Raw genomic sequence first — 25,721 nt, 5'->3', positions numbered from 1 at the left:
GATCCATGTCTATTCGCAATCGTTTTACCCGCTTGCTCCCTTTCGCTCTGCTTCCTTTGGCTGTCGCCGTGCATGCCGATTCTCCAGAGCCATTCGCCATTCTCGAGCAGCTTTCCGACACCGCTACTCAACTGGAGCAGGGGGAATATGCCGGGAATTTCTACGTACCGTCTTCCTTGGATAACGTGATCTGGGGGTATCTCCCGAACCGCACCGCCAAGCCGGTATTGACTGTTCCATCCGGCAGCGTGGTCACCTTTGACACGGTGTCCCACGAAGGTCTGTTGGAAGATCAGGGTCGCGACCCTGCCGCGTATTTCGGGTCGCATGGCGTCAAGCACGAGCATGTTCTGGCCGAGGCTATCGCCTTGACCGCCTCGGACCGTGCCCATGATTTCAGCAAGGATGGCCCGCATGTGGTGACCGGCCCGGTTGCCATCGAAGGCGCCGAGCCGGGCGACGTGCTCAAGGTGGAGATCCTGGCGGTCGAGCCGCGCGTTCCCTATGGTGTCATTTCAAACCGGCACGGCAAGGGCGCGCTGCCGGGTGAGTATCCGAAGACCCCGGCTCAGGCTGATGCCAGTGCCGAGCATCCAGAGCGGTACGGTAATCTGTCGATATTCACACCCATTGAATGGAGTGAGAACGGATACGTCGGAGTGCTGGACGGCGGCGATGGCAGGAAGATCAAGTTTCCGCTGCAACCTTTCATGGGGATCATGGGGGTGGCCGCCGATACCGATGAACCCGTCCACTCCGTGCCCCCGGCCCACTACGGCGGTAACGTGGATGTAAACGACTTCGGTGCGGGTGCGACAGCCTATTACCCCGTTGCGGTTCCGGGTGCCCTGTTCTACACCGGTGACAGCCACTTCGTGCAAGGTGACGGCGAGGTCGCCTTGACCGCGCTGGAAGGCTCGGCGCGTGCCACCTTTCGTTTGACGCTGCTGAAGGGTGGGGCCAGTGACATCCCTGGCAAACAGCTCTCCCAGCCCATGGGTGAAACAGACGATTTCTGGATTACCCTGGGCCTGGACGAGGACCTGGACGAGGCAATGAAAAAGTCCACGCGTGAAGCTATCCGGTTCCTTGTCGAGCAGTACGGCGTGGACGAGACCGTCGCCTACGCCTATCTCAGCGCAGCGACTGACTTCCAGGTGTCCCAGGTAGTCGACAAGACCAAAGGCATCAATTCCATGATCCGCAAGGCGGACTTCAGTGAATTCCAGCCGTGACAGCCGTCGCTTTTTTCACAGCGAATCAAGAGCAACTTACACCTGATCCCGAGTCGAGGAGCAAAGCATGATTTCAAGCCGAGAAGAAGTGACCCGTATGATCCTCGCCAGCAAGGTCCGCAAAGGCCTGCAATGGCGGGAGGCAGCGGAGGTGGTAGGGCTATCCAAGGAGTTCGTGACCGCGGGTTGTCTGGGTCAGATGACCTTTGACAAGGCGCAGGCCGAGGCGCTGGGCCAGTTATTCGAGTTGCCTGACGAAGCCATAGCCTGGCTGCAGATCGTGCCGTACAAAGGGTCATTGCCCAGCGCGGTGCCCTCTGATCCGCTTATCTACCGCTGGTACGAGATCGTCAGCGTCTACGGCACTACCATCAAGGAGCTTATCCATGAGGAATTCGGTGATGGCATCATGAGCGCCATCGATTTCTCCATGGATATCCAGCGCCAGGCTGATCCGAAGGGGGACCGGGTCAACGTGGTACTGTCGGGCAAATTCCTGCCTTACAAGAGCTACTGAGTATAGCTTTCAGCAATCGGATGCTGCGGAAGAAAACTTAACGCAGCGTCCGGTGTCAGTTAACCACGACAGCGCAAGCTGTCCCTGATGAGGTTGTTTCCAACGCAATGAGTTTGAAAGGTATTTAATGCAATTAACTATCAAGGCACTCGTCCTGCTGGTGGTGCTGGCTGTGATATCCGGGTGCAGCAGCATGCCCGGGTCGGGTGCTGGCGGCAACTGGGTGGGGCATACAGAATCAGGTCAGGCGTCGTTCTATGCCGACCGCTACGAGAACCGGAAGACCGCCAGCGGCGAGCGCTACAAAGCCCGCCAGAACACGGCAGCACACCGGACACTGCCGTTCGGCTCACAGGTCAGGGTGACCAATGTGCGAAATGGTAGAAGCGTGGTGGTGCGCATTAACGACCGAGGGCCATTTGTCCGTGGTCGGGTTATCGATCTTTCTCGTTCGGCCTTTGCCAGTATCGGTGATACCTCCGCAGGCCTGCTGAAAGTCAGGATGGAGGTCATCAAGTAGTTCGGGTGGCCGCCTGAACATTGCTCTCTGCTCCGTCCAAGCGACGGGCATAGAGCACGCCCCAGATCATCCCCTATGCAGCAGCGGCCACCGAGCCCAGCAGTACACCCAGCTTGGCCGCGCGTGAAACCGACACTAGCCTGTCGCAGAACGCACAGTTTTCTGCACGGTATCGGCCAGGCGGCGCAGGCGCGGCAGATAATCATCCAGCAACACCTCAAGGGGTACCCGTGCGGCATTGGTACTGATATTGATGGCGCCGAGCAAATCACCATTGCTGGCGAACACCGGCGTCGCCACCGAGCGCAAGCCCAGGTCCAGTTCCTGGTCGACCAGGGAATAACCTCGCTCCCTGACCTGCGCTATCTCCGCGCGCAGCGCATCCATGTCGACCAGCGAATGGGGCGTGTGGGCGCGCAATTTCACCTGCTGCAACAGGCTATCAAGCTTCGCCTCCGGCAGTTGCGCGAGCAATACCCGGCCCATGGACGTATAGGCAGCGGGTAGTCGTGTACCGACCGACAGGCTGATTGCCATCAACCGGTGCGGTGCTGCCGAACGCACCACATACACCACATCGACCCCATCCAGCACGCTGAGCGAGGACGACTCGCCGATTTCGGCGGTGATGTCCTGTAGGTAGTGCTGGATGACGGCGCGGTACTGGTTGGACGCCTGGAAGGCATGCCCCAGCTCCAGAACCCGGGGGGTCAACTCGAAATCTCGAGCGCTGCGCCTGACGTAACCCAGGGCTTCCAGGGTCAGCAGAAAGCGCCGGGCCTTGGCCCGGTCCATATCGGTGCGGGTGGCCATCTCGGTGAGGGTCATGCGTGGATGCTCGGCATCGAAGGCGCTGAGTATCTGTAATCCCGACGCCAACGCAGCGACGTAATCCCGATCACCGGGTTGAAGTTTATTGTCCAGAGCCGTTCTCCCTGAGATGCATGACAGAGGCGATCTTAGCATTGTTCGCATGGCGAACATCAGCGCGTATTTCGATTAAGCCCAAAGCTGGTATTGACGGAAGGAAAGTAGTTGCGCCATGATGTTCGCATACAAAACAAAAGTTCGCCATGCGAACTTGCCCAGTTAATCTTAGTGGAGATATGTAATGGCTGAATTCCTCTCTCTCCAGGACGCGGTGAAAAAGCATATCCACGACGGGGATACCGTCGCGATGGAAGGCTTCACCCACCTGATTCCCTTCGCCGCGGGCCATGAAATCATCCGTCAGCAAAGACGCGAGCTGACCCTGATCCGCATGACTCCGGATCTGGTGTACGACCAGATGATCGGTGCCGGCTGTGCCAGCAAACTGATCTTCTCCTGGGGCGGCAATCCGGGTGTAGGCTCGCTACATCGCCTGCGCGATGCCGTCCAGCAGAGCTGGCCGTGCGCTCTCGAGTTGGTCGAGCATAGCCACGCGGCCATGGCCAATGCTTACGAGGCTGGCGCCGCCGGGCTCCCGCTGGCGGTATTGCGCGGGTACATCGGCAGTGATCTGCCCAAGGTCAACGATCAGATCAAGTTCATCGAGTGCCCCTTTACCGGTGAGCGTCTGGCGGCGATCCCGTCGATCCGGCCGGATGTGACGGTCATTCACGCCCAACGTGCTGACCGCAAGGGCAACGTGCTGGTGGAAGGTATTGTCGGCGTGCAGAAAGAAGCGGTGCTGGCAGCCAAGCGCAGCATCGTCACCGTTGAGGAAGTTGTCGACGACCTGGGCGCTTCGGTAAACGCCTGTGTCATTCCGTCCTGGGCTATCAGCGCCATCGCCGTAGCGGAAAAGGGCGCTGCGCCTTCCTATGCGCTGGGCTACTACGATCGCGATAACGCTTTCTACAAAGATTGGGATGCCATCGGCCGTGATCGCGAGCTGTTCCAGGCCTGGCTGAAAGACAACGTATTCGAGAATGGAGCGGCTTGAGATGACTAGCGAATTTACCTCCTCGGAAATGATGAGCGTCACTGCGGCGCGCGCACTGAACAACGACATGACCTGCTTCGTCGGTATCGGCCTGCCCAGTGAGGCAGCGAACCTGGCGCGTCTGACCCATGCGCCGGATATCACTCTGATCTACGAGTCCGGCACCTTGCAGACCAAGCCCGACGTGCTGCCGTTGTCCATTGGTGATGGCGAGCTGTGCTCATCGGCACTGACCACCGTCTCGGTACCCGAGATGTTCCGCTACTGGCTGCAGGGCGGGCACGTCAGCGTCGGCTTTCTCGGCACCGCGCAGATCGATCGTTATGCCAACCTGAACACCACCTTGATCGGCGATTACCGTGATCCCAAGGTACGCCTGCCCGGCGGTGGCGGCGCCCCGGAAATCGCCACCAATGCCAAAGAGGTGTTCATCACCGTCAAGCATTCCAAGCGTACCTTCGTGAAGGACATAGACTTCATCACCACTGTCGGCTTTGGCCGCGATGGCAAGGCGCGGGATAACGTGCCAAACATTGGCCGTGGCCCGACCGTGGTGATCACCGATCTGTGCATCCTTCGGCCCGATCCGCAGGACAAGGAGCTGGTCGTCACTTCCCTGCATCCGGGCGTGACCCGCGAGCAGGTGATCGAGGCCACCGGCTGGGAGATTCGTTTCGCCGATAGTCTGGAAAGCACCCCGCCGCCCAGCGAGCAGGAGCTGACCGTGCTGCGCGACCTGAAAGCGCGTACCGCGGCGCACCACGCCGGTCAATAAATCGAGGACTGTCATGAGCAACGTCTATATTTGTCACCCCCGCCGTTCGGCCATCGGCCGCTTCGGCGGCACCCTGGCCAGCGTGCGCCCCGACGACCTGGCAGCACAGATCTTCCGTGCCGTGCTGGAGCAGGCGCCCGAGCTGGACCCGCATGCCATCGATGAAGTCATCATGGGCTGTGCCAACCAGGCCGGTGAAGACAACCGCAACGTCGCCCGCATGTCCGCGTTGCTGGCCGGGCTGCCGACCAGCGTACCGGGCACCACACTGAACCGCCTGTGCGGCTCGGGCATGGATGCGGTAGGCACCGCGTTCCGCGCCATCCGCGCCGGGGAAATGGATCTGGTGCTGGCCGGCGGCGTCGAGTCGATGTCCCGCGCGCCCTATGTCATGGGCAAGGCGGACAGCGCCTTTGGCCGCGGCCAGAAGATCGAAGACACCACCATCGGCTGGCGCTTCGTCAATCCGCTGATGAAAAAGCAGCACGGCATCGACTCCATGCCGGAAACAGCGGAAAACGTCGCTGAGCAGTTCGGGGTTTCCCGCGCCGACCAGGACCTATTCGCCCTGCGCTCCCAGGAAAAGACCGCCCGCGCCCAGGCCGATGGCATCTTTGCCGAGGAAATCGTGCCGGTCAGCATTCCGCGCCGCAAGCAGGAGCCGCTGAGCTTCGACACCGACGAGCATCCGCGCGCCTCTACGCTGGACAAGCTGGCCGCACTGCCCGCGCCCTTCCGGGATAACGGCACGGTCACTGCCGGCAACGCCTCCGGCGTCAACGATGGCGCTGCCGCCATGCTGGTGGCCAGCGAAGCTGCGGTGCAGTCCTATGGGCTCAAGCCGGTGGCGAAGATCCTCGGCATGGCCACCGCCGGTGTCGAGCCGCGCATCATGGGCATTGGTCCGGTCCCGGCGACCCGTAAGTTGCTGGATAAGCACGGCCTGAAGATCGACGACATCGACGTTATCGAACTCAACGAAGCCTTCGCCGCCCAGGGCCTGGCAGTCATGCGCGAGCTGGGCATCGCCGATGACGACCCGCGGGTCAACCCTAACGGCGGTGCCATCGCCCTGGGCCACCCACTGGGCATGTCCGGCGCGCGGTTGCTGATGACGGCTGCATTCCAATTGCAACGCACCGGTGGGCGTTATGCTATCTGCACCATGTGCGTGGGTGTGGGGCAGGGGATTGCGATGCTGATCGAGCGGGCGTAATCCAGTCGATAGCGGGGCCCCCACAAGGGGCTCCGCTGTCGGCATTTTAATGCCTATGATTGGCTGCTATGTATGATTAAAGGCATTAAAATGCCGTTTCTGCTTGTCCAAGACCTGATTTTAGGTATTATAATACCTATCAGGATCTCCGGAGGCAGGTCATGGACTCGAACAGGGTAACACTACAAACCCATCTCGACGGTCGCTGGCAGGATGCAATGGTGATCCGTTTCGACCAGCCGGAGCAGGGACTGGCCAGCGTCTGTTCAACAGAATATTTCAGCCATTATCTCGTTGAGCATCTGCACGCGCTGGATTCTGTCCTCCAACCATCGGTAAGTGCAGGGTACCCCCTGTCATGGGATATCCACCGCGGTATCGCTCCCGCATTTCTGCATGACATCATCCCCGCTGGCGCAGCCCGGAGGCATATCCTCGCTTGCATGTCCGTGCCTCTCGGTGCGGGAGAAGATTTCTTCCTGCTACAGCAATGCACAACCGCACCTATCGGTCATCTGCGCATCCTGGAAGGTGTTGAGCGCCTGTCATCCAGTCCACTGACCGGGTTCTCCCGGGCTGAAGTCATTCGCCGCGACACCCTGTTTCTTGATCATGCCTATGACCATGGCGCTGCCGTGGGTGGAGCTTCGGGTGCCGGCGGTGAAGCGCCCAAACTGCTACTGGCAGAAGATGTAAGCGGTGCCCTGTATCCGGATGCGTCGTTACCCGACGAACAGGCCCGGCACCACTGGTTCGTCAAGTTTCCACGGCATCCGGCGGCCGCGACGGATCGCAATATCCTGTTCAGCGAATATTGCTATTACCGAGCACTGGGGGCACTGAGGTTCAACACCATCGCAAGCGATGGACTGGCCTACGAAGAAGCGAACCGTCCCAGCCTGTGGATGCCCCGTTTTGATCGGCAAGTTGAGGGTGAAACCGTCAAGCGTCTTGCCGTTGAATCCATCTACTCACTGTGCGGTGTAACTCGGCCGGGTAGCCGAATGGACCATGTTGCTGTGGCCGAGCGTCTGGTCGAGGTTTGGGTGGCAGCGGGGCAGCAGCAGGGTATACCCGGCATGCTGCGTGAGTATCTGCGGCGCGATCTGATTAATCAGGTACTCGGCAATACTGACAATCATGGGCGCAACCTTGCTGTGCAACGAGAGGCGGACAGCATCAGCCTGGCCCCCATGTATGACATCGCACCCATGGTAATGGACCCCGCTGGTGTGGTGAGAACAACGCGGTGGCCGGATGGTATCGAGCAGCTTAATCAGGTGGATTGGCGCAGAGCCTGCCAACAGCTGGGGCGATGGGTTGATGGCGATGAGCTATTTGAGGGTTTGCGAGAGGATGCCGCAGCGTTGCTGGCCTTGCCCGACCTACTCAGTTCTCTACATCTACCCGAAGAAACCTGGAACGCTCCGTTGATACCACTCAGGCGCTTGCCGGCAACCTTGCAGAAATGGGGGTTGATATGAAAGAGCAGAGTCGTGCAGAGGTGTTCGATGATATCTGGCGCCAGCTCGACGAAGGCAGCATCAGTCTCGGCGAAACCGTCCGTCAGCTACGCACTCGCATTACAGGGCTCACCCAGGCGGATTTCGCCCGCATGTGCAATATTTCCCTGCGCACCCTGCGGCAGTTGGAGCAGGATAGCGGCAATCCGACGCTGGAGACCGTCAACAGTGTGTTACGGGCCTTTGGTATGCAGATGGGTGTGGTGCCGTTGCGGCGAAAATAATGGGCGGGTGCGTTACCTGAAGCACTTTGGCAGCGAACCAATGAGTGTCGATTTTGAGCTGCTGGATAATTGATAAGCCCCATAAATACAGGGCCATGTGCCCTGTATTTATGGGGTAGGGGAGAAACAAACTTCAAACTTTCAAATCACCTGTTTAAACAGCTCCACCATCTTGGCCGGACTCTCCACCGCCGGCACATGCCCAACCCCCTCCAACACCACCGGCTCCGCCGCACCTAATGCCTTGGCCAGTGCCTGCAGTGATGCGGGCGGGGTGGCGATGTCGTCGCTGCCGGCAATGATCTGCAGCGGTACCTGCACATTGCTGAAGGCTTCGCTGTAGTTGCAGCGGCCGAGCATCAGGCATAGCAGGGCGTAGCTGCGGTTGTCGGTGCGGCCCAGCTGTATGCACCAACCCGGGACCAGCGCTGGCTGCTCATTGCAGATCTTCGGGCCGAACCAGCGTGGGACCAGATCCGGCGCCATGGTTTGCAGGCCTTTTTCCATGATCATGTCAGCGCGCTGGCGCCAGGCGTCGGGCGTGCCGATGACCGGGCCGGTATTGGTCAGGGTGGCGGACAGTAGCTTGTCAGCGTGCTGGCTCAGCAGTTGTTGGCCGATCACGCCGCCAATGGAGGTGCCGGCAAAGTGGAACTGCTCGGCACCGGCCAGGCCCGCCAGCATCAGTGCTTCCTGGGCCAGGTCTTCGGCTTCGATGGCATCGCGATCATCCGGCCAGGCGCTGCTGGCACCGTGGCCGGGCAAATCCCAGGTGAGAACACGAAAGCGGCCGAGCAGTTCGGGGAGCATGTCGTCCCAGATGCCCTGGGTCATGCCCAGCGGATGGGCGAGGAGCAGCAGAGGGCTCTCGGGCTGGCCGAGCAGGCGATAGCTGATGGTGCGGCCTTGGTGAGCGCAGAATGTCATGGTGAATGTCCTGTCCGGTTGATAGATGTGATGTTCGCATTACGAACTAAAGTTTTTAATGCGAACATCTTGCGGTCAGATGATTTGCTCCGTCAAGTGCAGCCGACCATTGTCCGCCGAAAGTCGAACTCTCGTTAGCGCGGCGACGTCTCCTCAGGGGTAGCGGCCCGTGAGCCGGTTTTCCACCAGTTCCGCCAGAATGGTATTGGTCAACCGCATGATGGCGTTGGGGTTTTCCCCGTGGCGACGCGAGGCGATGACCGGGACGGTGATGTTGTCATCAGCCAGCGGCATGTATTCCACATCTTCTCGCTGCAGGCGACGTACCTGTTCTGGTACCAAGGTGAACCCCATATCCGAGGCCACCAGCGATAGGGCGGTCTGCAGATCGTTGACCTGTTGGATGACATTGACCTTGAGGCCACGCCGCCGGAACAGGCCGTGCACCAGATCGGCGAAGTTGGGGCCGGTACTGGAAGGGAAGACGATCATGTTCATCTCCGCCAGTTCCTTCATAGTCGGGGGGCGGGCCGTCAGCGGGTGGGATACGGGTAAGGCGGCGATCAGCGGCTCGTCGAACAATTTTTCCTGATCCACTTCAGCATCTTCGATGCTGATGCGGCCAAAGCCGATATCGATCTTGCCCGCCTTCAAGGCATCGACCTGTTCCCGAGTCTTCAGCTCGTGCAGGACAATTTCCAGATTCTTGTTCTGCCGCAGGCGGCGGACCATCAGCGGCAGCTGACCATAGAACACCGACGGTACGAAGCCGATGGAGAATATAGTCTTGCGATGGGAGGCAATCCGACGGGTATCAGCGATGGTCGTCTCGACCTTGTCCAGAATCTGTTGGGCATGGGCGAGGAAGTAGGCGCCGCCCGATGTCAGCTCCAGCCCCCTGGCCTTGCGGATGAATAACTCCACGCCGATCTCTTCTTCGAGCTGCTTGATGGCTCTAGTCAGGGGGGGCTGGGCGATGAACAACTTTTCCGCGGCGCGGGTGAAATTGCGCTGGTCTGCCACTGCGACGAAATAACGCAGGTGTCTGAGTTCCATCCATACCTCCAGGGTATTGCTGCCTACTTATTCAATATTGGTTGGCATAGCTGAAACTTCGTACTGTTCGACTCACAGTCCTTTTGTCTCGCATTCGGAGTACACATGCCCGCCACCATTCAGTCCCTTGAAGCCGTTCTGGTCGACATTCCGACCATCCGGCCGCACAAGCTTTCAATGACCACCATGGGTGTACAGACCATGGTAATCGTGCGCATCAAGGACTCGGACGGCCTCGAAGGGTTGGGCGAGGCAACCACTATCGGCGGTCTGGCCTACGGCCCGGAAAGCCCCGAGAGCGTCAAACTTACCATCGACACCTATTTCAAGCCACAGCTGATCAATCAGCCAGCGGATAACATCAATACCCTACGGGTAATGCTGGATCGCTCCAGCCGCGGCAACAATCTGGCCAAGTCGGCGATCGAGACCGCCCTGCTGGACCTGCTCGGCAAGCGTCTGAACCGGCCCGTATCCGAGCTGTTGGGTGGCGCGATTCATCAGCACATTCCGGTGCTCTGGACTCTGGCCAGTGGCGATACCGCCCGGGACATCGATGAAGCCGGAACCCTGATGGCCGCCAAGCGCCACTGCGACTTCAAGTTGAAGATTGGTTCGCGCCCGGTAATGGATGACGTACGCCATGTGGCAGCGATCAAGGCTGCCGTCGGCGATGAAGCCAGTGTCCGGGTGGATGTGAACCAGGCCTGGGACGAAGCTACCGCCGCTAGGGGCATGGCCGAGCTGCAGGCAGCCGGTATCGATCTGGTCGAGCAGCCGACGCCGATGAAGGATTTCGCTGCCCTGGCCCGCCTGTCCGCCAAATTCCACATCCCGATTCTGGCCGACGAAGCCGTGGCCGACGCCACTGACATGTACAAGCTGGCCGCGGAAGGTTTCAGCGGTGCGGTGGCGATGAAGATCGCCAAGGCCGGTGGCCCGCTGCGGGTGCTGGAGCAGGCCGCAGTGGCCAAGGCAGCCGGTATCGGCCTGTACGGCGGCACCCTGCTCGAAGGCACCATCGGTACAGCAGCCTCGCTGCATGCCTGGTCGACGCTGGACACCCTGCACTGGGGCAGCGAGATGTTCGGCCCGCTGTTGATGAAGGATGACATTGTGGTTCAGCCGTTGAATTTCCATGACAACGGCGTGGATCTGCCCCGCGGTCCGGGACTGGGCGTCGAGATCGACGAAGACAAGCTGGCCGAATACCGCCGCAAATAACCGAGGAGAAGAACATGCTGTTCAAGGTCGAGATGAAGGTCAACATTCCCCACGACATGCCGGCGGAAGTGGCCAATGAAATCAAGGCGCGGGAAAAGACCTACGCCCAGGATCTGCAGCGCCAGGGCAAGTGGCGCCATTTGTGGCGCGTGGCCGGTAGTTACGCCAACGTCAGTATTTTCGATGTGCAGGACAACGCTGAACTTCAGGATCTGATCAGTGGCCTGCCGTTGTTCCCCTATATGGACATCAGCGTGGCGCCCCTGTGCCGCCACCTGTCGTCGATCCACGAGGATGATCGCTGACAGGACGCTGTGAAACAGGCGCCGTCAGGCAAGCAGGCGCCATTGAACAACATTGCCAACGCCCAAGCTGTGATCAGGCAATAAGAATAAATATGAGGACAATAACCATGACAATCCAAACCACCCACACTGCCGAAGTACAAGAACTGCTGAACAAGGTTGCTGGTTTCCACGTCGAGGCCGGTAATGAGCGAGTGAAGAAGATCGTGCATCGCTTCATGAGCGACGTCTTCCAACTGATTGAAGATTTTGATGTCACTCCGGAAGAGTTCTGGAGTGCGGTCTACTACGTCGGTGAGCTGGGCAAGAATGGCGAAGCTTCGCTGTTGGCGCCGGGCCTGGGCATGGACAAGTACCTGGATATCCGCATGGATGCTCAGGACGAAGCAGCCGGCCTGGCCGGCGGCACGCCGCGCACCATCGAAGGTCCACTGTATGTGGCCGGCGCGCCGCTGGCGGACGGCTTCGCCCGGATGGATGATGGTACCGATGAGACAGCTGAACCCATGCTGATCAAAGGTCTGGTTACCGATGAGGATGGCAAGCCCCTGGCCAACGCCATCGTCGACATCTGGCATGCTGACTCCAAGGGCAATTATTCCTACTTCGACAAGTCGCAGAGTGACTTCAACCTGCGTCGCCGGATCAAGACCGACGAGCATGGCCGCTATGCCGCTCGCTCGATCATTCCGTCCGGCTATGGCTGCCCGCCCGAGGGTTCCACCCAGGCGTTGCTGAACCAGCTGGGCCGCCATGGCCAGCGCCCGGCGCATATCCACTTCTTCATCTCGGCGCCCGGTCACAAGCACCTGACCACCCAGATCAACCTGGCCGGCGATGAATTTACCTATGACGACTTCGCCTTCGCGACCCGCGACGAGCTGGTGGTCGAGGCTCGCGCAGTCGAACATTCCGCCGACGGCGAAAAGCATGGTGTCAGCGGGCCGATCACCGAAGTGGAGTTCAATTTCCAACTGGTCTCCACCGACAAGGCCGAGCTGCAAGCCCGCCATGAGCGCAAGCGCGCCCTGGAAAACGCCGCGGTAGCCTGAACCACCCCAGCGCCAGCAAGCAGGACATCGACCAGCCCGGTAACGGGCTGGTCCGGGGGCCTATACCCCGGTGCTGGCGACCAATAAAAGCATGAAGGAGTTACGCACATGACTCGTCAACTCGACCAACTCGAGAAAAAAATTCGCGGCGCGGTGGAAGTCGATCCAGCCAACGGCAATTACCGTTGCGATCGCAGCATCTTCACTGATCAACAGCTGTTCGACCTGGAGATGAAATACATCTTCGAAGGCAACTGGGTATTCCTCGGCCACGAGAGCCAAGTGGAAAACCCCGGTGACTATTTTACCCTGACCCTGGGTCGTCAGCCGGTGGTCATCACCCGCACCAAGGAAGGCGAGCTGCAGGCGCTGCTCAATACCTGCTCGCATCGCGGCGCCACCCTGTGCCGCAAGAAGCGCGGTAACAAGGCCTCGTTCACCTGCCCCTTCCATGGCTGGACTTTCAAGAATGACGGCAAGTTGCTCAAGGCCCGCGACCAGAAAAAAGGCGGCTACCCGGAGAGCTTCAATACCGACGGCTCCCATGACCTCAAGCGCCTGCCGCGCTTCGAGAACTACCGGGGCTTTCTGTTCGGCAGTCTGAGTTCGGACGTGCTGCCGCTGGCCGAGTATCTGGGCGAGACCACCAAGGTTATCGACAACATCGTCGATCAGGCCGAAGACGGTCTGGAAGTGCTGCGTGGCACCTCGACCTACACCTACGAAGGCAACTGGAAGCTGACTGCCGAGAACGGCGCCGATGGTTATCACGTTGGCACCGTGCACTGGAACTACCTGTCGACCATGGGCCAGCGTGACTATGAGAAGGGCGGCACCGAGGCGGTGGACGCCAAGAGCTGGTCCAGTGAAGGCGGTTTCTATTCCTTCGAGAACGGCCACATGATGCTCTGGACCCGCCTGACCAATCCCCAGGTGCGCCCGGTGTACAAGCATCTGGAGCGTCTGCAGGGGAAGGTGGGCGAGGCGCGTGCCGATGCCATCGTCAACACCACCAAGAACCTGTGCATCTACCCGAACCTGTACCTGATGGACCAGTTCTCCACCCAGATTCGCGTGCTGCGCCCGATTTCGCTGAACAAGACCGAGATCACCATCTATTGCTGGGCACCGAAGAACGAGCCGGCGGACGAGCGTGCCAAGCGTATCCGCCAGTACGAGGACTTCTTCAACGTCAGCGGTATGGGTACACCGGATGATCTGGAAGAGTTCCGTGCCTGCCAGCAGGGTTACAACGCCGAAGGCCTGAAGTGGAACGACATGAGCCGCGGCGCGGCGCACTGGATCGAAGGCGCGGACAAAGGTGCCCAGCGCATCGATCTCCAGCCCACGCTCAGCGGCGCCAATCCCGAGGATGAAGGCTTGTACGTGACGCATCACCAGCATTGGGTCGAGGAAATGTTGCGTGCCGTCGAGACCGAACGCGCCCGTTTCGTTGCCCTTACCGCACAGGAGACTTCGGCATGAGCATGACTTTCGAACAGATCCAGGCCTTCATCAACCGCGAAGCGCGCCTGCTGGATGATCGCCAGTGGGATGAGTGGCTGACTTGCTACCACGAGGAAGCGGTGTACTGGATGCCCTGCTGGGATGATGAGGCCGCGCTCACCGAGAACCCGCAGACGGAGCTGTCGCTGATCTATTACCCCAGCCGCAAGGGTCTGGAAGATCGTGTCTATCGGATCAAGACCGAGCGCTCGGGTGCCACCTCCATGCCGGAGCCCCGCGTCACGCACTTGCGGACCAATCTGGAAATTCTGGAGCAGACTGACGGCCAGGTGAAGCTGCGCTTCAACTGGCAGACCAACAGCCATCGCTACCACACCACCCAGATGTTCTTCGGTACCGCCTTCTGCACCCTGGATGTCACCGGCGAGCAACCGGTGATCACCGAGAAGAAGGTCATTCTGAACAACGATTACATCAATCAGGTGATTGATATCTATCACCTGTGATTGATCGGACGCGCCGATCAGGAGTAACCGACATGAGCTACAACATCGCACTCAATTTCGAAGATGGCGTCACCCGTTTCATCAGCTGCAACGAGGGTGAAACCGTGCTGGATGCGGCTTACCGCAACCAGATCAACCTGCCGATGGACTGTTCCGATGGTGTCTGCGGCACCTGCAAGGGCAGCTGCCAGCAGGGCGTATATGACCTGGGCGAGGAGTATATCGAGGAAGCGCTGACCGAGGACGAAGCCGAGCAGGGGCTGATCCTGACCTGCCAGATGGTGCCCTCCAGCGATTGCGTGGTGAATATCCCGGCGGCTTCCACCCTGTGCAAGACCAGCATCATGGAAACCACTGGCACGGTGTCCGAGGTGAATCTGATTTCACCCACCAGCATCGAGCTAAAGGTCACCGCTGATACCGATATCGTCTTTTTGCCCGGCCAGTACGTGAATATCCAGGTGCCCGGCGGCAGCGAAACCCGCGCCTATTCCTTCAGCTCCGCCCCCGGTAGCCGGGAACTGAGCTTTCTGATCCGCAACGTACCGGGTGGCCTGATGAGCACCTGGCTGGTGGGCAGCGCGAAAACCGGTGATCAGGTCAAGCTGGCCGGCCCCATGGGGATCTTCTACCTGCGCGCGGTGGAGCGTCCGGTGGTGATGCTGGCTGGTGGTACCGGTCTGGCGCCGTTCCTGTCCATGCTCGAACAGCTCAAGGCCAATGGCAGCAGCCAGCCGGTCCATCTGATCTATGGCGTGACCAGTGATGAGGACCTGGTGTGTGTGCCGGCATTGCAGGCGTTTGCCGAGGCCATTGACGGCTTCACCTTTACTACCGTGGTCTCCAGCCCGGACAGCAACCATCCAAACAAGGGTTACGTGACCAACCATATGGACGGTGCGCCCCTCAATGGCGGTGATGTCGACGTTTACCTGTGCGGGCCACCGGCGATGGTCGATGCGGTGCTGGGTTACTTCCGCGAGCAGAACATCGAGCCGAACTCCTTCCATTACGAACGCTTCACGCCCAGCGTAGCGGCGCAGGAGGTCGCATGAGCGCCCGCTTCACCGGCAAGGTGCTGGTAATCACCGGCGCCGCCCAGGGCATCGGCAAGCGGGTTGCCGAACTGGCCGGCGCCGAGGGCGCCCGGCTGGTACTGGTGGACATTGCCGATTATGTTCAGGGCGTGGCTGGCGAGCTGCGTGACCGGGGGATTGAGGCGCTGGCATTGCAGGCCGACCTGGAAACCTGGGAAGGAGCCGAGAGTGTCATGGCGCGGGCCCATCAGGAATATGGGCGGATCGATGTATTGATCAACAACGTCGGCGGCACCATCTGGGCCCAGCCCTTCGAGCATTACCAGCCCGAACAGATCCAGAAGGAAATCCAGCGCTCGCTGTTTCCAACCTTGTGGTGCTGTCGTGCGGTGCTGCCGTATATGGTGGCGCAGCAGCAAGGTGCCATCGTCAACGTGTCATCGGTGGCCACCCGCGGGCTGATGCGCGTGCCCTATGGTGCGGCGAAAGCCGGCGTGAACGGGCTGACGGTGAACCTGGCGTTCGAATATGCCGAGCAGGGCATCCGCGTCAATGCCACCGCCCCGGGCGGCACCGAGGCGCCACCGCGACTGACGCCGCGCAATACCGAGGCGCAGGGCGAGCGGGAGCAGGGCTGGTATCAGACGCTGATCGCGCAGACCAACGACAGCAGCTTCATGCACCGCTACGGTACGCTGGACGAGCAGGCCGAGCCGATCCTGTTTCTGGCATCGGATGCGGCCAGCTATATCACAGGCACCATTCTACCGGTGGCAGGTGGGGATCAGGGCTGACCAGCGGTCGGCCGATCAAGCTGGGTACTGGCGCCAGACGCCTGCGAGGTTCGAGCATCAGCTCCTATCTTGCTGGCGATGGCATCGGTGTTGTCTGATGGGAAAGCTGTCGAGCTGGTGCTCGACAATCCCAGGGGGCGAGCAGGCCGCATCCACAAGCCTGCTCCCTGTTATCTCAAATCGACCACGCCTCCAACTGCTCCCGCAGCGCCGGTGAAATCGGCACTGGCCGGTTGGTGGCGGGGTCGATCACCACCATCACGCTGCGCGCACTGACCTGCACCGCATCCTTGTGCAGGGCGCAGCTGGTGAACAGGAACGAGCTGTTGCCGATACGGCTGATGCCGGCGGCCAGTTCCAGCGGCGTCCAGCCGGCCTGGTAATGCTCGAAGCTGACATCCACCGACGCTACCAATACGCCCAGGCCGTCAAAGTCCAGCTGCCGCACGCCAGTCGAGCGGGCCTGTTCCATATACAGCGCCAGCGCCGACTCGCTGCGCTGGCTGTCCGCGTCCACATCGGCATAGCGCGGCGTAAGCTGCTGGCGAATGGCGAAGTTGTGCGCATGTTGCAGGTGGTCGCGGTAGTCCGCTGGTGCCAGCGGGCCGGCGCTACCATTGCTGGCAGCCGCCATGACGGTACGAATATTCTCGGGCAGGGCGATCCGATGGCCATTCTCGAAAGCGGCCATTACCGATTCCTGAGTTCCCACCAGTGCTCCATCTTGATACAGCTCGCAGCGCAGGCGGAAACTGTCATCGTCGCAGTCGGTCACGCTGATCCAGGCATTGATATCGCGGCCGTACCAACTGACCTGGCGATAATCGGTGATGGTACGCAGCGGCCGCAGGCGCACGTCATCGGAAAACCAGGCGTCCTGGCCGAAACGGCTGACGTGGGCGAGCACGCGGGCTTCGAGGTGCAATTGATAGATACGGGAGTTGTTCACGTGCCGCCAGGTATCCAGATCGGTATAGCGGGGCGAGAAGCTGAAACTCAGGGGTGATGTTGTCTTGTCTTGTTCGGTCATGGCGCAGGTGAATCCGTCGTATGGCTGTATAACCCGAGCATCCGGTTTTAAGGCGGCGGAAGCAATCTCATCACTGCGATAAATGCAGGTCGATCAGGAAAAATTCACCTGAACCCTGGCCCGCAGCGTCCGGTCACAGTCTCAGCAGCGCCTGGCCCCGGGCTGCGATCCGGGGCGGATACGGTCGAGCCGAGGAGGTGATTCCATGGGTACTACAGTCAGTGACTATTTCGTTGAGCGCCTGTACGACTGGGGCGTGCGGCGCATCTACGGTTACCCGGGCGATGGTATCAACGGGGTCATGGGGGCGCTGAATCGGGCCAATGGTAAAATCCGCTTCATCCAGGCGCGCCACGAAGAGATGGCGGCGTTCATGGCCTCTGCCGATGCCAAGTTCAGCGGCGGCCTGGGCGTCTGCCTGGCCACCTCGGGGCCGGGCGCCTCGCATCTGATCACCGGTCTGTACGATGCGCGCCTCGATCATATGCCGGTACTGGCGATCGTCGGCCAGCAGGCGCGGACCAGTCTGGGCAGCCACTATCAGCAGGAGCTGGATCTGACGGCGATGTTCAAGGATGTGTCCGGTGCCTTCGTGCAGCAGGCCAGCGCACCGGCCCAGGTGCGGCATCTGGTGGACCGGGGCATCCGCACGGCCTACGGTGAGCGCCGGGTGGCAACCATTATCCTGCCCAACGATCTGCAGGACGAGGCATACACCGAGCCGGGCCATGCCCACGGCATGGTGCACTCGGGCATCGGCTACAGCCGGCCCAAGGTGGTGCCCTATCGGGAGGATCTGGAACTGGCGGCCGAGGCGCTGAATGCCGGGCGCAAGGTCGCTATTCTGGTGGGTGCCGGTGCGCTGGGGGCCACGGACGAAGTGATTCAGGTAGCGGAAAAACTCGGCGCCGGGGTGGCCAAGGCCCTGCTTGGCAAGGCGGCGCTGCCGGATGAACTGCCCTGGGTAACCGGCTCCATCGGCCTGCTGGGCACCGAGCCGAGCTATAAGTTGATGACCGAGTGCGACACCCTGCTGATGATTGGCTCGGGTTTTCCCTATTCCGAATTTCTGCCGCAGGAAGGGCAGGCCAGGGGTGTGCAGATCGATATCAAGGCCGACATGCTCAGCCTGCGCTATCCGATGGAGGTCAGCCTGCAGGGCGATGCCGCCGAGACGTTAAGGCTGTTGTTGCCGCTGCTCACCGACAAGGCCGACCGTAGCTGGCGCCGCAAGGTCGAGGCTTGGCGCGAGGATTGGGAAAAGACCCTGGAAGCCCGCGCCATGGTCGCCGCAGACCCGATCAATCCGCAACGGGTAGTGTTTGAGCTGTCGCCACGGCTGCCGGACCGGGCAGTAATCACTTGCGATTCCGGCTCCTGCGCCAACTGGTATGCGCGGGACCTGAAGATTCGCCGCGATATGCTGTGCTCGCTGTCCGGCGGGTTGGCGTCCATGGGCGCGGCGGTGCCCTACGCCATTGCTGCCAAGTTCGCCCATCCGGACCGGCCGGTGGTGGCGCTGGTCGGCGACGGGGCGATGCAGATGAACAACATGGCCGAGCTGATCACGGTTGCCAAGTACTGGCGGGAATGGGGCAACGGCCAGTGGATCTGCGCGGTGTTCAACAACGAGGACCTCAACCAGGTGACCTGGGAGCAGCGGGCCATGCAAGGCGATCCGAAGTTCGAGGCGTCGCAGAATATCCCCAACGTGCCCTATCACCGCTTCGCCGAATCCATCGGCCTGAAAGGTATTTATGTTGACCGCGAAGACGCCGTGGCCGCAGCCTGGGAAGAGGCGTTGATGGCTGACCGGCCGGTCGTCATCGAATTCAAGACCGACCCGGATGTGCCGCCGCTGCCGCCGCACATCAAGCTGGAGCAGGCCAAGGCCTATGCCCAGACATTGCTGCAGGGCGACCCTGATCAACAGGGCATCATCAAGCAGTCGGCCAAGCAGGTATTGAGCCGTATGTTGCCCGGTAAAGCAAAGGACTGAACCGGCTCCAGGGTTACCAGTGAACTCTTCGCCCTCGCGGGAGATGCCGAAAGCGAGCTTTTGCCTGAACTGTCAGGCCACCGTCCGGGTCGAAAAATGACATACCTCGAATACGGAGTTCTCTATGCTCAAGTTTCTCGCCAGCACTGCAGGTATCATCTTTCTGGTTGGTCTGCTGGTCATCATCGGTCTGCTGATGCTGATTTTCTGACCCGTCCCAACCACCTGTCCCAGCGCAGGTTCACCCACAACGACAGGCCGATCACCGCGCCGCCCAGCAGCAGGCGCGGCAGGTCGGCTTGCTGATTCCAGATCACCAGATTGACTACCAGCCCAGCGGGAATCAAAGCGTTATTCATGATGCCCAGGGTGCCGGCATCCACCTGGGTGGCGCCGCGATTCCAGAAGAAGAACCCCAGCCCGGACGCGATCAGCCCCAGCCAGCCAAGTACGCTCCAGTGCAGCCACGTCTGTGGCAACTGCTGGTGATTGCCGAGCAACAGCCAGGCCGGTAGCGCCAGCAGCAGGGCGCCGATGAAGAAGAAGCCGAAACCGTGCCACTGCTGGCGGCGGTCCATCTGGAAGTGATGCACCAGATGGGCATATCCCACCTGGCCCAGGGCGAAGGCGAGGTTAGCCAGCTGCAATAATAGAAAGCCTTTCACATAATCATCGCTAATCCCGTCATAACGAATGATGCCCGCGCCCACTACGGCGATCAGTGTGGCGACCACCGGGCCGACGCTGAAACGCCGCCGCAAGGCATTGTCCACCAGCGCCACATACAGCGGCGTGAAGATGGTGAACAGCAGCACCTCGGGTACCGTGAGCAACTCGAAGGACAGATACAGGCAGATATAGGTCAGGCCGAACTGCAGTGCGCCCACGGCGAGCAGGCCGGGAGCCGCGCCGCGGGGCAACCGCCACGGACGCAGCAGCGGCAGGAACAGCGCCCCGGCCAAGACGATGCGAGTCAGTACCGAGAAATAACTGTCGACCTGGCCGGCCAGGTACGCGCCGATCAGGCTGAACGAGATGGCCCATAACAGGGTGACGGCGATGAGATAGAACATGGGTTTCCTTGGGCAACAGCCCTTGGGCCAGGGCGGCGAAGGATGATAGCCAGCTTCGGGAAAGGAGTGCAATCTGCCGAGGGCTGTGGCAGATTTGTGCGGTTCGCCGCAGCGGCGAATCAATACCATTCACATGCAAGGACAACACGATGAACAAGGCAGGGATAGCAGCGGGCACGCTGGCGTTGTTGGTGGGCGCAGGGAGCGCCGGGGCCTGGTATACGGGCACGCGGTTGGAGGCGGTTCTGCAGGACTCTGTCCGCAAGGGCAACGAGCAACTGGCGGCGCAGTTTCCGGGTAGCGATATGGCCCTTGAGCTGGTTGAATTCAAGCGTGGCATTCTCTCCAGCGAAGCGCGTTATCGCCTGGCTCTGCCGGCAACTGACAGCGCCGAGCTGCCGGTCGAGCTGTTCATCAAGGATCGGATCGAGCACGGTCCCCTGCCGCTGTCGCGACTGGCTTCGTTGCGTTGGATGCCGGTGATGGCGGTCAGTCATGCCGAACTGGAGCCCAGCGATGCACTCGCCGGGTTGTTCGCCGCCAGCCGCGCCCAGGCTCCGGTGATGGTCAATAGCAGCATCGGTTACCGCAACGACATTACCGGCGATATCCGCATAGCACCGATGGTGGTTAATGAGGATGGCACCGAGCTGACGTTCTCCGGTCTGGATGCGGATTTTGCCACCGATACCCAGGGCAGCAAGGTGGTGATGACCGGTCGGGTCGACTCGCTGAAGATCCAGGGGCTGGCCCAGATCGACATGGTGGGTGGTGAGTTCGAATTGGATCGCCGCCGCGAGGGCGAATACGGCCTGTATCTGGGTGATGGTCGCCTGACCCTGGACAGCCTGGCCATGGAGATCGCCGACGGACCCGTGATGGTACTGCAGGATATCGTACAGACCGACAGCACCACGTTGGGCACCGAGGGAGTAAAGGGCGCGCTCAACTACCAGGTGGGTGCGGTCAGCTACGGTGGTCAGTCGTTGGGTTCAGTGCGCATGGACTGGAGTCTCAGCCGGCTCGACCCGGCGGCGACCGCCGTGCTCGCCGGCCTGTATAACACCCTGAGCATGGGCCTTGAGCCGAGTGATCCGCAGGCGCTGGAGGAGCAGTTCACCACGGCGATGCAGCAGTTGCTGGAGCGCAAACCGAGGGTGGCGCTGGATAACCTGTCGATCCGGACGGCCAATGGCGAAAGCCGCTTCACCCTGGGGGTGGATCTGAGCCAGCCGGCGTCCTTCGATCTGCCGCCGGCCATGCTGGCGCAGCAGTTGATTGGTGGCCTGGACGCCAATCTGACGCTGTCCAAACCGATGCTGAGTGATATGGTGCGTTACAAGGCGCTGTTCCAGCCGGACGCGGACGCGGCTGCGGTGGAGCAGGAAGCGTTGATGTTGGCGGAGATGGCCGCAGGCATGGCGGAGATGATGCAACTGGGTACGCTCGAGGGTGACAACATTCTGTCCAACCTGCGTTATGCCGACGGTCTCATCGACCTCAACGGCCAGAGTATTCCCCTTGAAGACTTCATCGGGATGCTGGCGATGCTGTCACCGGACACCAGTCTGGAAGCATTGAAATAACGCCCGGTATTGCCCGCCTTGGCAGTGTCATGGCGGGCAAGTAACATGTTCGGTCCAGCCTGCGACAGGCAGTCCGCAGGCAACCATCGAAGAGAGTTGCAATGACCCCTACTGATGAACTTCACCTCATGCTGGGCCTGCTGGTGATCGGCTTTCTGTTGCTGGGCACCGGGTTCAGCTTTCGCGACAAGGGTTGGGGGGTGGGGCTGATGCTGTTTGGCTCTGCCGTGTTGCTGGTGACAATAGGGACACGCATTCTGGAGGCGGTGTCGCTGAGCTGAACAGGCGACACCGGCGCTATCAACTGATCAGAAGTGCACCTTGACCAGCAGGTTGGTGACGTTCTGGTTGGTATCGAAAGCTGCGGTATTCTTGATACCGTACTTGTCTTTCCAGTAGCTGTACTCGATGCCGGTATACAGCTGTTTGGCCTTCCAGCCCAGCGCCTTGCCCAGATCATATTTGACCTGTGGATTGAAATGCAGGTTGGCGTGCTTGCCATCCCCATCGTTGTCGACGATCCAGTCGATGTAGCCATCGATCAGGATATCCGACTTGCCGACCGGCAAGGTCACCGCCCACACCGGGGTCACCTGCCAGGCGCCCCGCACGCCGTCCGGCGTATCGGAGTGACGGTAGTAGGTATTGAGCTGGAAGTAGTCGAAGCCGGGCAGGTTCAGGTCAAAGCCGGGTCCGAGCAGGTAGTTCTTGATGTCGCCACGGCCACGCTCGTAAGTACCGGCCAGCAGTACATCGGTGATCGGGCCGAATGTGAGCTGTTGTCCACTCAGCTTGCCGAATGACAGGCGCGGTGCGACTTCCCCATACCAGGTGCTGTTGTTGCCATTGGCATCCTTGGCCCCGTTGTAGTGAATGCTGTCGACAAACAGGAACAGGTCGCCAAAACTCCAGCCGCTGACATGCTCGAAGGTGACTGCCTGCTGGGTCTTGGGGTCGACCTCGAAATCATTGCCGTACAGGTAGGTCAGGCTGTTGTCTTGCCATTGCAAGGGGGAAGCGGCGGCAAGGCTGCTGGCGAGTGCCAGGGTGGTGGCCGCGATGCCGATGATCGGTTTGTGCATTGTGGATTCCGACTACTGGGTTGAGAAGCGCGCATATTAAAGCCTTTGCCGAAAAAGCCAAACGGCATCGCAATGCCGAGCGCGGATCTCTGGAACACCTTGGGCCATTGCCTGTCACAGACATTATGTCGCACGCCGCGTGATCCGCCTGATGGTATCGTGTTGCCTGTTACCCCTGTGGATATCGGTGCCGCCGGTTTTCTTTCTCCAGTCCAAGGAGTTGCACAGATGGAACTCGATCCGCTGCTGCTATCTCGCCTGCAATTTGCTTTCGTTGTCTGTTTTCATGCGATTTTTCCCGTGTTCACCATCGGTCTGGCGACCTTTATCGCCTTTCTTGAAGCCTTGGCATTCAAGACCGGCAATCCGTTATACACGCGGCTGTCGCAGTTCTGGATTCAGGTGTTCGCGGTGGCCTTCGCCATGGGGGTGGTGTCGGGTATCGTCATGTCCTTCCAGTTCGGCACCAACTGGAGCAATTTTTCCTATGCGGCGGCCAATTTCATCGGGCCCATGCTCAGCTACGAGGTGGTGACCGCATTCTTCCTGGAGGCGGCTTTTCTTGGGGTACTGCTGTTCGGGCGCAACAAGGTGCCGCCGGGGGTACACCTGTTCGCCGCCTGTATGGTGGCATTGGGTACGATTATTTCCACCTTCTGGATTCTGGCGGCCAATAGCTGGATGCATACACCGGTCGGCACCGAGCTGACCGATGGTATGTTCGTGGTCGGCAGCTGGCGCGAAGCCATCTTCAACCCGTCCTTCCCGTACCGTTTCACGCATATGGTGTTGGCGTCGTTCCTGACCGGCTCATTCGTGGTGGCGGGCGTCAGCGCCTGGTACTTGCTGGTGGGGCGTGAGGTGGAGGCCAACCGCCGGGCATTGTCCATGTGCCTGTGGCTGATCCTGTTCCTGGCGCCGACCCAGGCAGTGGTCGGTGACTATCACGGTTTGAATACCCTTGAACACCAACCCACCAAGGTGGCGGCGATCGAGGGCAACTGGGAGACCACGCGCGGCATGCCGCTGCTGTTGTTTGCCATTCCCGATCAGGAGAACGAGACCAATCACTTCGAGATCGGCTTGCCGAAACTGGGTAGTCTGATCCTCACTCATGATCTGGACGGTGAGGTGCCGGGGCTCAAGGAAGTGGCGCCGGAGGAGCGGCCGCCGGTGTGGATCGTGTTCTGGGCGTTCCGCATCATGGTGGGTATCGGCTTGCTGATGATCGGCTGCGCGCTTGCCGGACTGTTTCTACGCGCCGGAGGGCGCTACTGGCGGCAACCGCAGTTTCTCAACGCCATGCGGCTGATGACCTTCGCGCCCTTCGCTGCGGTGCTGTGTGGCTGGATCGTCACGGAGGTAGGTCGCTTCCCCTGGGTGGTATATGGGCAGATGAGTCATGCGGAAGGGCTGACACCATCGCTGACCGGTGGAATGGTGCTCTTCACCCTGTTGGGCTACATCGCGGTCTATGCGGCGATCTTCAGCGCCGGTCTGTACTACCTGATGCTGGTATTGCGCGCCGGTCTGGAAAGTATCGACCAGGATGACGAGGAGGTACACGACATCGAGCGTCCGAAGCGGCCGCTGTCGGCGTCTCACGTCGGTATCGAAGAAGGAGGGCGCTGATATGCATGGCATTGATCTGACTATTATCTGGGCGGTGATCATCGCCTTCGGCATCATGATGTACGTGCTCATGGACGGTTTCGATCTGGGGGTGGGTATCCTGTTTCCCTTCGCCCCGGATGAGGACGCGCGGGACGTAATGATGAACTCGGTGGCACCGGTCTGGGACGGCAACGAGACTTGGCTGATTCTCGGTGGGGCGGGGTTGCTGGCAGCCTTCCCGCTGGTCTATTCGGTATTGATGCCGGCGCTGTACATCGGTGTATTTTTGATGCTGGCCGGGCTGATCTTCCGCGGCGTGGCCTTCGAATTCCGCTTCAAGGCCGGCTCCCACCGCTACTTGTGGAACTGGGCATTTGCCGGCGGTTCCATGGTTGCGGCCTTTGCCCAGGGCGCGGTGGTGGGCGCCTATATCGAAGGCTTCAACACGCTGGATGGCCGTTACGTGGGCGGCGCGTTGGACTGGCTGACGCCCTTTACCGTATTGACCGGGCTGGGGCTGGTGGCCGGTTACGCGCTGCTTGGCAGCACCTGGCTGATCATGAAGACGGAGGGGCATATCCAGCAGTGGGTCTACCGGCTGGCGCCCTGGTTGCTGGCCGCCGTGCTGGCAGTCTTTGCAGTAGTAAGCGTATGGACCCCGGCGGTGGACCCATCGGCTTTCGAGCGCTGGTTCAGCGTGATCCGGCTGATCTGGATCTTCCCCTTGTCGGCGTTGCTGTTTGCCTTGCTGGTAGTGCGCGGCCTGCGTCGACGCCAACAGTCCATGCCCTTTGTTGCGACCATGGGCATGTTCGCCTTTACCTATCTCGGTCTGCTGGTGACCAAATGGCCCTATGTGGTGCCGCCCAACTACACACTGTGGGACGCCGCCGCTGCGCCGGGTTCGCAGCTGTTCCTGCTGATTGGCATGCTGTTCGTGATTCCGGTGATCCTGGCCTACACCGCCTGGACCTACTGGGTGTTTCGCGGCAAGGTCAAGGTGGGTGAGGGTTACCACTGAGCAGCGCTGCG

At 60.5% G+C, this 25,721-nt stretch carries 27 protein-coding genes; 21 read left to right on the top strand and 6 right to left on the bottom strand.

Going from position 1 to position 25,721, the window contains the following annotated elements:
- Nucleotides 1–5: 5 nt before the first annotated feature.
- The 3 genes from BM267_RS05630 to BM267_RS05620 all read left to right on the top strand — a co-directional run bounded on the left by BM267_RS05630 (nt 6) and on the right by BM267_RS05620 (nt 2,272).
- Nucleotides 6–1,235 carry an acetamidase/formamidase family protein gene (locus BM267_RS05630; protein ID WP_074777439.1) on the top strand — a complete coding sequence of 410 codons (1,230 nt, stop codon included), beginning with the start codon at nt 6–8 and terminating at the stop codon, nt 1,233–1,235.
- 67 nt (nt 1,236–1,302) lie between these two features.
- Nucleotides 1,303–1,752 (top strand): cyanase, encoded by a 450-nt coding sequence (gene cynS, locus BM267_RS05625; protein WP_074777441.1) that lies wholly within the window; start codon nt 1,303–1,305, stop codon nt 1,750–1,752.
- A 127-nt stretch (nt 1,753–1,879) separates the two neighbouring features.
- The gene (locus tag BM267_RS05620; protein ID WP_074777443.1) at nt 1,880–2,272 is read left to right on the top strand and encodes a septal ring lytic transglycosylase RlpA family protein; all 393 of its coding nucleotides are present in this window, start codon (nt 1,880–1,882) and stop codon (nt 2,270–2,272) included.
- A gap of 135 nt (nt 2,273–2,407) precedes the next feature.
- On the opposite strand, the gene BM267_RS05615 is transcribed toward BM267_RS05620, so the two are convergent.
- Nucleotides 2,408–3,238 (bottom strand): IclR family transcriptional regulator domain-containing protein, encoded by an 831-nt coding sequence (locus tag BM267_RS05615; protein ID WP_074777445.1) that lies wholly within the window; start codon nt 3,236–3,238, stop codon nt 2,408–2,410.
- 145 nt (nt 3,239–3,383) lie between these two features.
- On the opposite strand from BM267_RS05615, the gene BM267_RS05610 reads away from it, so the two are divergent.
- From BM267_RS05610 to BM267_RS05590, 5 genes are all read left to right on the top strand, one after another.
- The gene (locus BM267_RS05610) at nt 3,384–4,199 is read left to right on the top strand and encodes a CoA transferase subunit A (protein ID WP_036989075.1); all 816 of its coding nucleotides are present in this window, start codon (nt 3,384–3,386) and stop codon (nt 4,197–4,199) included.
- A 1-nt stretch (nt 4,200) separates the two neighbouring features.
- Entirely contained in the window at nt 4,201–4,974 is a 774-nt protein-coding gene (locus tag BM267_RS05605) for a CoA-transferase subunit beta (RefSeq protein WP_036990144.1), read from the top strand.
- A 13-nt stretch (nt 4,975–4,987) separates the two neighbouring features.
- Nucleotides 4,988–6,190, top strand: coding sequence for a 3-oxoadipyl-CoA thiolase (gene pcaF / locus BM267_RS05600; protein ID WP_074777450.1), 1,203 nt, complete (start codon nt 4,988–4,990; stop codon nt 6,188–6,190).
- A 161-nt stretch (nt 6,191–6,351) separates the two neighbouring features.
- Entirely contained in the window at nt 6,352–7,674 is a 1,323-nt protein-coding gene (locus tag BM267_RS05595) for a HipA domain-containing protein (RefSeq protein WP_074777451.1), read from the top strand.
- The gene (locus BM267_RS05590) at nt 7,671–7,937 is read left to right on the top strand and encodes a helix-turn-helix transcriptional regulator (RefSeq protein ID WP_235818219.1); all 267 of its coding nucleotides are present in this window, start codon (nt 7,671–7,673) and stop codon (nt 7,935–7,937) included. Before BM267_RS05595 ends, BM267_RS05590 begins: the two co-directional genes overlap by 4 nt.
- Before the next feature lie 141 nt (nt 7,938–8,078).
- On the opposite strand, the gene BM267_RS05585 is transcribed toward BM267_RS05590, so the two are convergent.
- The gene (locus tag BM267_RS05585; protein ID WP_074777455.1) at nt 8,079–8,864 is read right to left on the bottom strand and encodes an alpha/beta fold hydrolase; all 786 of its coding nucleotides are present in this window, start codon (nt 8,862–8,864) and stop codon (nt 8,079–8,081) included.
- Nucleotides 8,865–9,017: 153 nt separating this feature from the next.
- The gene (locus BM267_RS05580; protein WP_074777457.1) at nt 9,018–9,920 is read right to left on the bottom strand and encodes a LysR family transcriptional regulator; all 903 of its coding nucleotides are present in this window, start codon (nt 9,918–9,920) and stop codon (nt 9,018–9,020) included.
- Between the two features lie 105 nt (nt 9,921–10,025).
- Between BM267_RS05580 and BM267_RS05575 the strand changes: the two genes are divergently transcribed.
- From BM267_RS05575 to benD, 7 genes are all read left to right on the top strand, one after another.
- On the top strand, nt 10,026–11,144 hold the full coding sequence (locus BM267_RS05575) for a muconate/chloromuconate family cycloisomerase (RefSeq protein WP_074777459.1): 1,119 nt from the start codon (nt 10,026–10,028) through the stop codon (nt 11,142–11,144).
- A 14-nt stretch (nt 11,145–11,158) separates the two neighbouring features.
- Nucleotides 11,159–11,449: a muconolactone Delta-isomerase gene (gene catC / locus BM267_RS05570; protein WP_074777461.1), complete on the top strand. Its 291-nt coding sequence runs from the start codon at nt 11,159–11,161 to the stop codon at nt 11,447–11,449.
- 107 nt (nt 11,450–11,556) lie between these two features.
- Nucleotides 11,557–12,501 carry a catechol 1,2-dioxygenase gene (gene catA / locus BM267_RS05565; RefSeq protein WP_074777463.1) on the top strand — a complete coding sequence of 315 codons (945 nt, stop codon included), beginning with the start codon at nt 11,557–11,559 and terminating at the stop codon, nt 12,499–12,501.
- A 108-nt stretch (nt 12,502–12,609) separates the two neighbouring features.
- Nucleotides 12,610–13,986, top strand: a complete 1,377-nt coding sequence (locus BM267_RS05560) for a Rieske 2Fe-2S domain-containing protein (protein WP_074777466.1) — start codon at nt 12,610–12,612, stop codon at nt 13,984–13,986.
- Complete coding sequence (gene benB, locus BM267_RS05555; RefSeq protein WP_074992199.1) at nt 13,983–14,474, top strand: benzoate 1,2-dioxygenase small subunit; 492 nt, start codon at nt 13,983–13,985, stop codon at nt 14,472–14,474. Before BM267_RS05560 ends, benB begins: the two co-directional genes overlap by 4 nt.
- 32 nt (nt 14,475–14,506) lie before the next feature.
- Nucleotides 14,507–15,529, top strand: a complete 1,023-nt coding sequence (gene benC / locus BM267_RS05550; protein WP_074777470.1) for a benzoate 1,2-dioxygenase electron transfer component BenC — start codon at nt 14,507–14,509, stop codon at nt 15,527–15,529.
- On the top strand, nt 15,526–16,305 hold the full coding sequence (gene benD, locus BM267_RS05545; protein WP_036989093.1) for a benzoate diol dehydrogenase BenD: 780 nt from the start codon (nt 15,526–15,528) through the stop codon (nt 16,303–16,305). Before benC ends, benD begins: the two co-directional genes overlap by 4 nt.
- A 175-nt stretch (nt 16,306–16,480) precedes the next feature.
- Here benD and BM267_RS05540 read toward each other — a convergent pair whose 3' ends face one another.
- Nucleotides 16,481–17,335, bottom strand: a complete 855-nt coding sequence (locus BM267_RS05540) for an acyl-CoA thioesterase (protein ID WP_074777472.1) — start codon at nt 17,333–17,335, stop codon at nt 16,481–16,483.
- 205 nt (nt 17,336–17,540) lie between these two features.
- On the opposite strand from BM267_RS05540, the gene BM267_RS05535 reads away from it, so the two are divergent.
- A complete protein-coding gene (locus tag BM267_RS05535) occupies nt 17,541–19,334 on the top strand; it encodes a thiamine pyrophosphate-requiring protein (RefSeq protein ID WP_074777474.1) in 1,794 nt (597 codons plus the stop codon).
- A gap of 124 nt (nt 19,335–19,458) precedes the next feature.
- Nucleotides 19,459–19,545 (top strand): small membrane protein YohP, encoded by an 87-nt coding sequence (locus BM267_RS17040; protein ID WP_136868991.1) that lies wholly within the window; start codon nt 19,459–19,461, stop codon nt 19,543–19,545.
- On the opposite strand, the gene BM267_RS05530 is transcribed toward BM267_RS17040, so the two are convergent.
- Nucleotides 19,517–20,407, bottom strand: coding sequence for a DMT family transporter (locus tag BM267_RS05530; protein WP_074777476.1), 891 nt, complete (start codon nt 20,405–20,407; stop codon nt 19,517–19,519). The two genes, BM267_RS17040 and BM267_RS05530, sit on opposite strands and share 29 nt — an antisense overlap.
- Nucleotides 20,408–20,556: 149 nt before the next feature.
- On the opposite strand from BM267_RS05530, the gene BM267_RS05525 reads away from it, so the two are divergent.
- Complete coding sequence (locus BM267_RS05525) at nt 20,557–21,993, top strand: YdgA family protein (RefSeq protein ID WP_074777478.1); 1,437 nt, start codon at nt 20,557–20,559, stop codon at nt 21,991–21,993.
- Nucleotides 21,994–22,094: 101 nt separating this feature from the next.
- Nucleotides 22,095–22,274: a hypothetical protein gene (locus tag BM267_RS05520; protein ID WP_036989100.1), complete on the top strand. Its 180-nt coding sequence runs from the start codon at nt 22,095–22,097 to the stop codon at nt 22,272–22,274.
- A 27-nt stretch (nt 22,275–22,301) separates the two neighbouring features.
- Here BM267_RS05520 and BM267_RS05515 read toward each other — a convergent pair whose 3' ends face one another.
- Nucleotides 22,302–23,075 carry an outer membrane protein OmpK gene (locus tag BM267_RS05515; protein WP_074777483.1) on the bottom strand — a complete coding sequence of 258 codons (774 nt, stop codon included), beginning with the start codon at nt 23,073–23,075 and terminating at the stop codon, nt 22,302–22,304.
- Nucleotides 23,076–23,303: 228 nt separating this feature from the next.
- Between BM267_RS05515 and BM267_RS05510 the strand changes: the two genes are divergently transcribed.
- Together BM267_RS05510 and cydB are read left to right on the top strand one after the other, a co-directional pair.
- Nucleotides 23,304–24,707: a cytochrome ubiquinol oxidase subunit I gene (locus tag BM267_RS05510; protein WP_074777484.1), complete on the top strand. Its 1,404-nt coding sequence runs from the start codon at nt 23,304–23,306 to the stop codon at nt 24,705–24,707.
- 1 nt (nt 24,708) lies between these two features.
- Nucleotides 24,709–25,710, top strand: coding sequence for a cytochrome d ubiquinol oxidase subunit II (cydB, locus tag BM267_RS05505; RefSeq protein ID WP_036989103.1), 1,002 nt, complete (start codon nt 24,709–24,711; stop codon nt 25,708–25,710).
- The last annotated feature ends 11 nt before the right edge of the window (nt 25,711–25,721 follow it).

This window comes from Halopseudomonas bauzanensis (genome assembly GCF_900114735.1).
Taxonomy (GTDB): domain Bacteria; phylum Pseudomonadota; class Gammaproteobacteria; order Pseudomonadales; family Pseudomonadaceae; genus Halopseudomonas; species Halopseudomonas bauzanensis.
Note: the sequence above shows the minus strand (reverse complement) of the source record. Positions and strands in the feature narration are given on the sequence as shown.

What these genes read in the sequence shown, in the direction of transcription:
- BM267_RS05525 (WP_074777478.1), top strand. Translation starts at nt 20,557, where the DNA reads ATGAACAAGGCAGGGATAGCAGCGGGCACGCTGGCGTTGTTGGTGGGC.
- BM267_RS05585 (WP_074777455.1), bottom strand. Translation starts at nt 8,864, where the DNA reads ATGACATTCTGCGCTCACCAAGGCCGCACCATCAGCTATCGCCTGCTC.
- BM267_RS05515 (WP_074777483.1), bottom strand. Translation starts at nt 23,075, where the DNA reads ATGCACAAACCGATCATCGGCATCGCGGCCACCACCCTGGCACTCGCC.
- cydB (WP_036989103.1), top strand. Translation starts at nt 24,709, where the DNA reads ATGCATGGCATTGATCTGACTATTATCTGGGCGGTGATCATCGCCTTC.
- BM267_RS05535 (WP_074777474.1), top strand. Translation starts at nt 17,541, where the DNA reads ATGGGTACTACAGTCAGTGACTATTTCGTTGAGCGCCTGTACGACTGG.
- BM267_RS05575 (WP_074777459.1), top strand. Translation starts at nt 10,026, where the DNA reads ATGCCCGCCACCATTCAGTCCCTTGAAGCCGTTCTGGTCGACATTCCG.
- benB (WP_074992199.1), top strand. Translation starts at nt 13,983, where the DNA reads ATGAGCATGACTTTCGAACAGATCCAGGCCTTCATCAACCGCGAAGCG.
- BM267_RS05630 (WP_074777439.1), top strand. Translation starts at nt 6, where the DNA reads ATGTCTATTCGCAATCGTTTTACCCGCTTGCTCCCTTTCGCTCTGCTT.
- BM267_RS05560 (WP_074777466.1), top strand. Translation starts at nt 12,610, where the DNA reads ATGACTCGTCAACTCGACCAACTCGAGAAAAAAATTCGCGGCGCGGTG.
- benC (WP_074777470.1), top strand. Translation starts at nt 14,507, where the DNA reads ATGAGCTACAACATCGCACTCAATTTCGAAGATGGCGTCACCCGTTTC.
- BM267_RS17040 (WP_136868991.1), top strand. Translation starts at nt 19,459, where the DNA reads ATGCTCAAGTTTCTCGCCAGCACTGCAGGTATCATCTTTCTGGTTGGT.
- benD (WP_036989093.1), top strand. Translation starts at nt 15,526, where the DNA reads ATGAGCGCCCGCTTCACCGGCAAGGTGCTGGTAATCACCGGCGCCGCC.
- BM267_RS05540 (WP_074777472.1), bottom strand. Translation starts at nt 17,335, where the DNA reads ATGACCGAACAAGACAAGACAACATCACCCCTGAGTTTCAGCTTCTCG.
- BM267_RS05510 (WP_074777484.1), top strand. Translation starts at nt 23,304, where the DNA reads ATGGAACTCGATCCGCTGCTGCTATCTCGCCTGCAATTTGCTTTCGTT.
- BM267_RS05615 (WP_074777445.1), bottom strand. Translation starts at nt 3,238, where the DNA reads ATGCTAAGATCGCCTCTGTCATGCATCTCAGGGAGAACGGCTCTGGAC.
- catC (WP_074777461.1), top strand. Translation starts at nt 11,159, where the DNA reads ATGCTGTTCAAGGTCGAGATGAAGGTCAACATTCCCCACGACATGCCG.
- BM267_RS05605 (WP_036990144.1), top strand. Translation starts at nt 4,201, where the DNA reads ATGACTAGCGAATTTACCTCCTCGGAAATGATGAGCGTCACTGCGGCG.
- BM267_RS05610 (WP_036989075.1), top strand. Translation starts at nt 3,384, where the DNA reads ATGGCTGAATTCCTCTCTCTCCAGGACGCGGTGAAAAAGCATATCCAC.
- BM267_RS05580 (WP_074777457.1), bottom strand. Translation starts at nt 9,920, where the DNA reads ATGGAACTCAGACACCTGCGTTATTTCGTCGCAGTGGCAGACCAGCGC.
- BM267_RS05620 (WP_074777443.1), top strand. Translation starts at nt 1,880, where the DNA reads ATGCAATTAACTATCAAGGCACTCGTCCTGCTGGTGGTGCTGGCTGTG.
- catA (WP_074777463.1), top strand. Translation starts at nt 11,557, where the DNA reads ATGACAATCCAAACCACCCACACTGCCGAAGTACAAGAACTGCTGAAC.
- cynS (WP_074777441.1), top strand. Translation starts at nt 1,303, where the DNA reads ATGATTTCAAGCCGAGAAGAAGTGACCCGTATGATCCTCGCCAGCAAG.
- BM267_RS05595 (WP_074777451.1), top strand. Translation starts at nt 6,352, where the DNA reads ATGGACTCGAACAGGGTAACACTACAAACCCATCTCGACGGTCGCTGG.
- BM267_RS05520 (WP_036989100.1), top strand. Translation starts at nt 22,095, where the DNA reads ATGACCCCTACTGATGAACTTCACCTCATGCTGGGCCTGCTGGTGATC.
- BM267_RS05530 (WP_074777476.1), bottom strand. Translation starts at nt 20,407, where the DNA reads ATGTTCTATCTCATCGCCGTCACCCTGTTATGGGCCATCTCGTTCAGC.
- pcaF (WP_074777450.1), top strand. Translation starts at nt 4,988, where the DNA reads ATGAGCAACGTCTATATTTGTCACCCCCGCCGTTCGGCCATCGGCCGC.
- BM267_RS05590 (WP_235818219.1), top strand. Translation starts at nt 7,671, where the DNA reads ATGAAAGAGCAGAGTCGTGCAGAGGTGTTCGATGATATCTGGCGCCAG.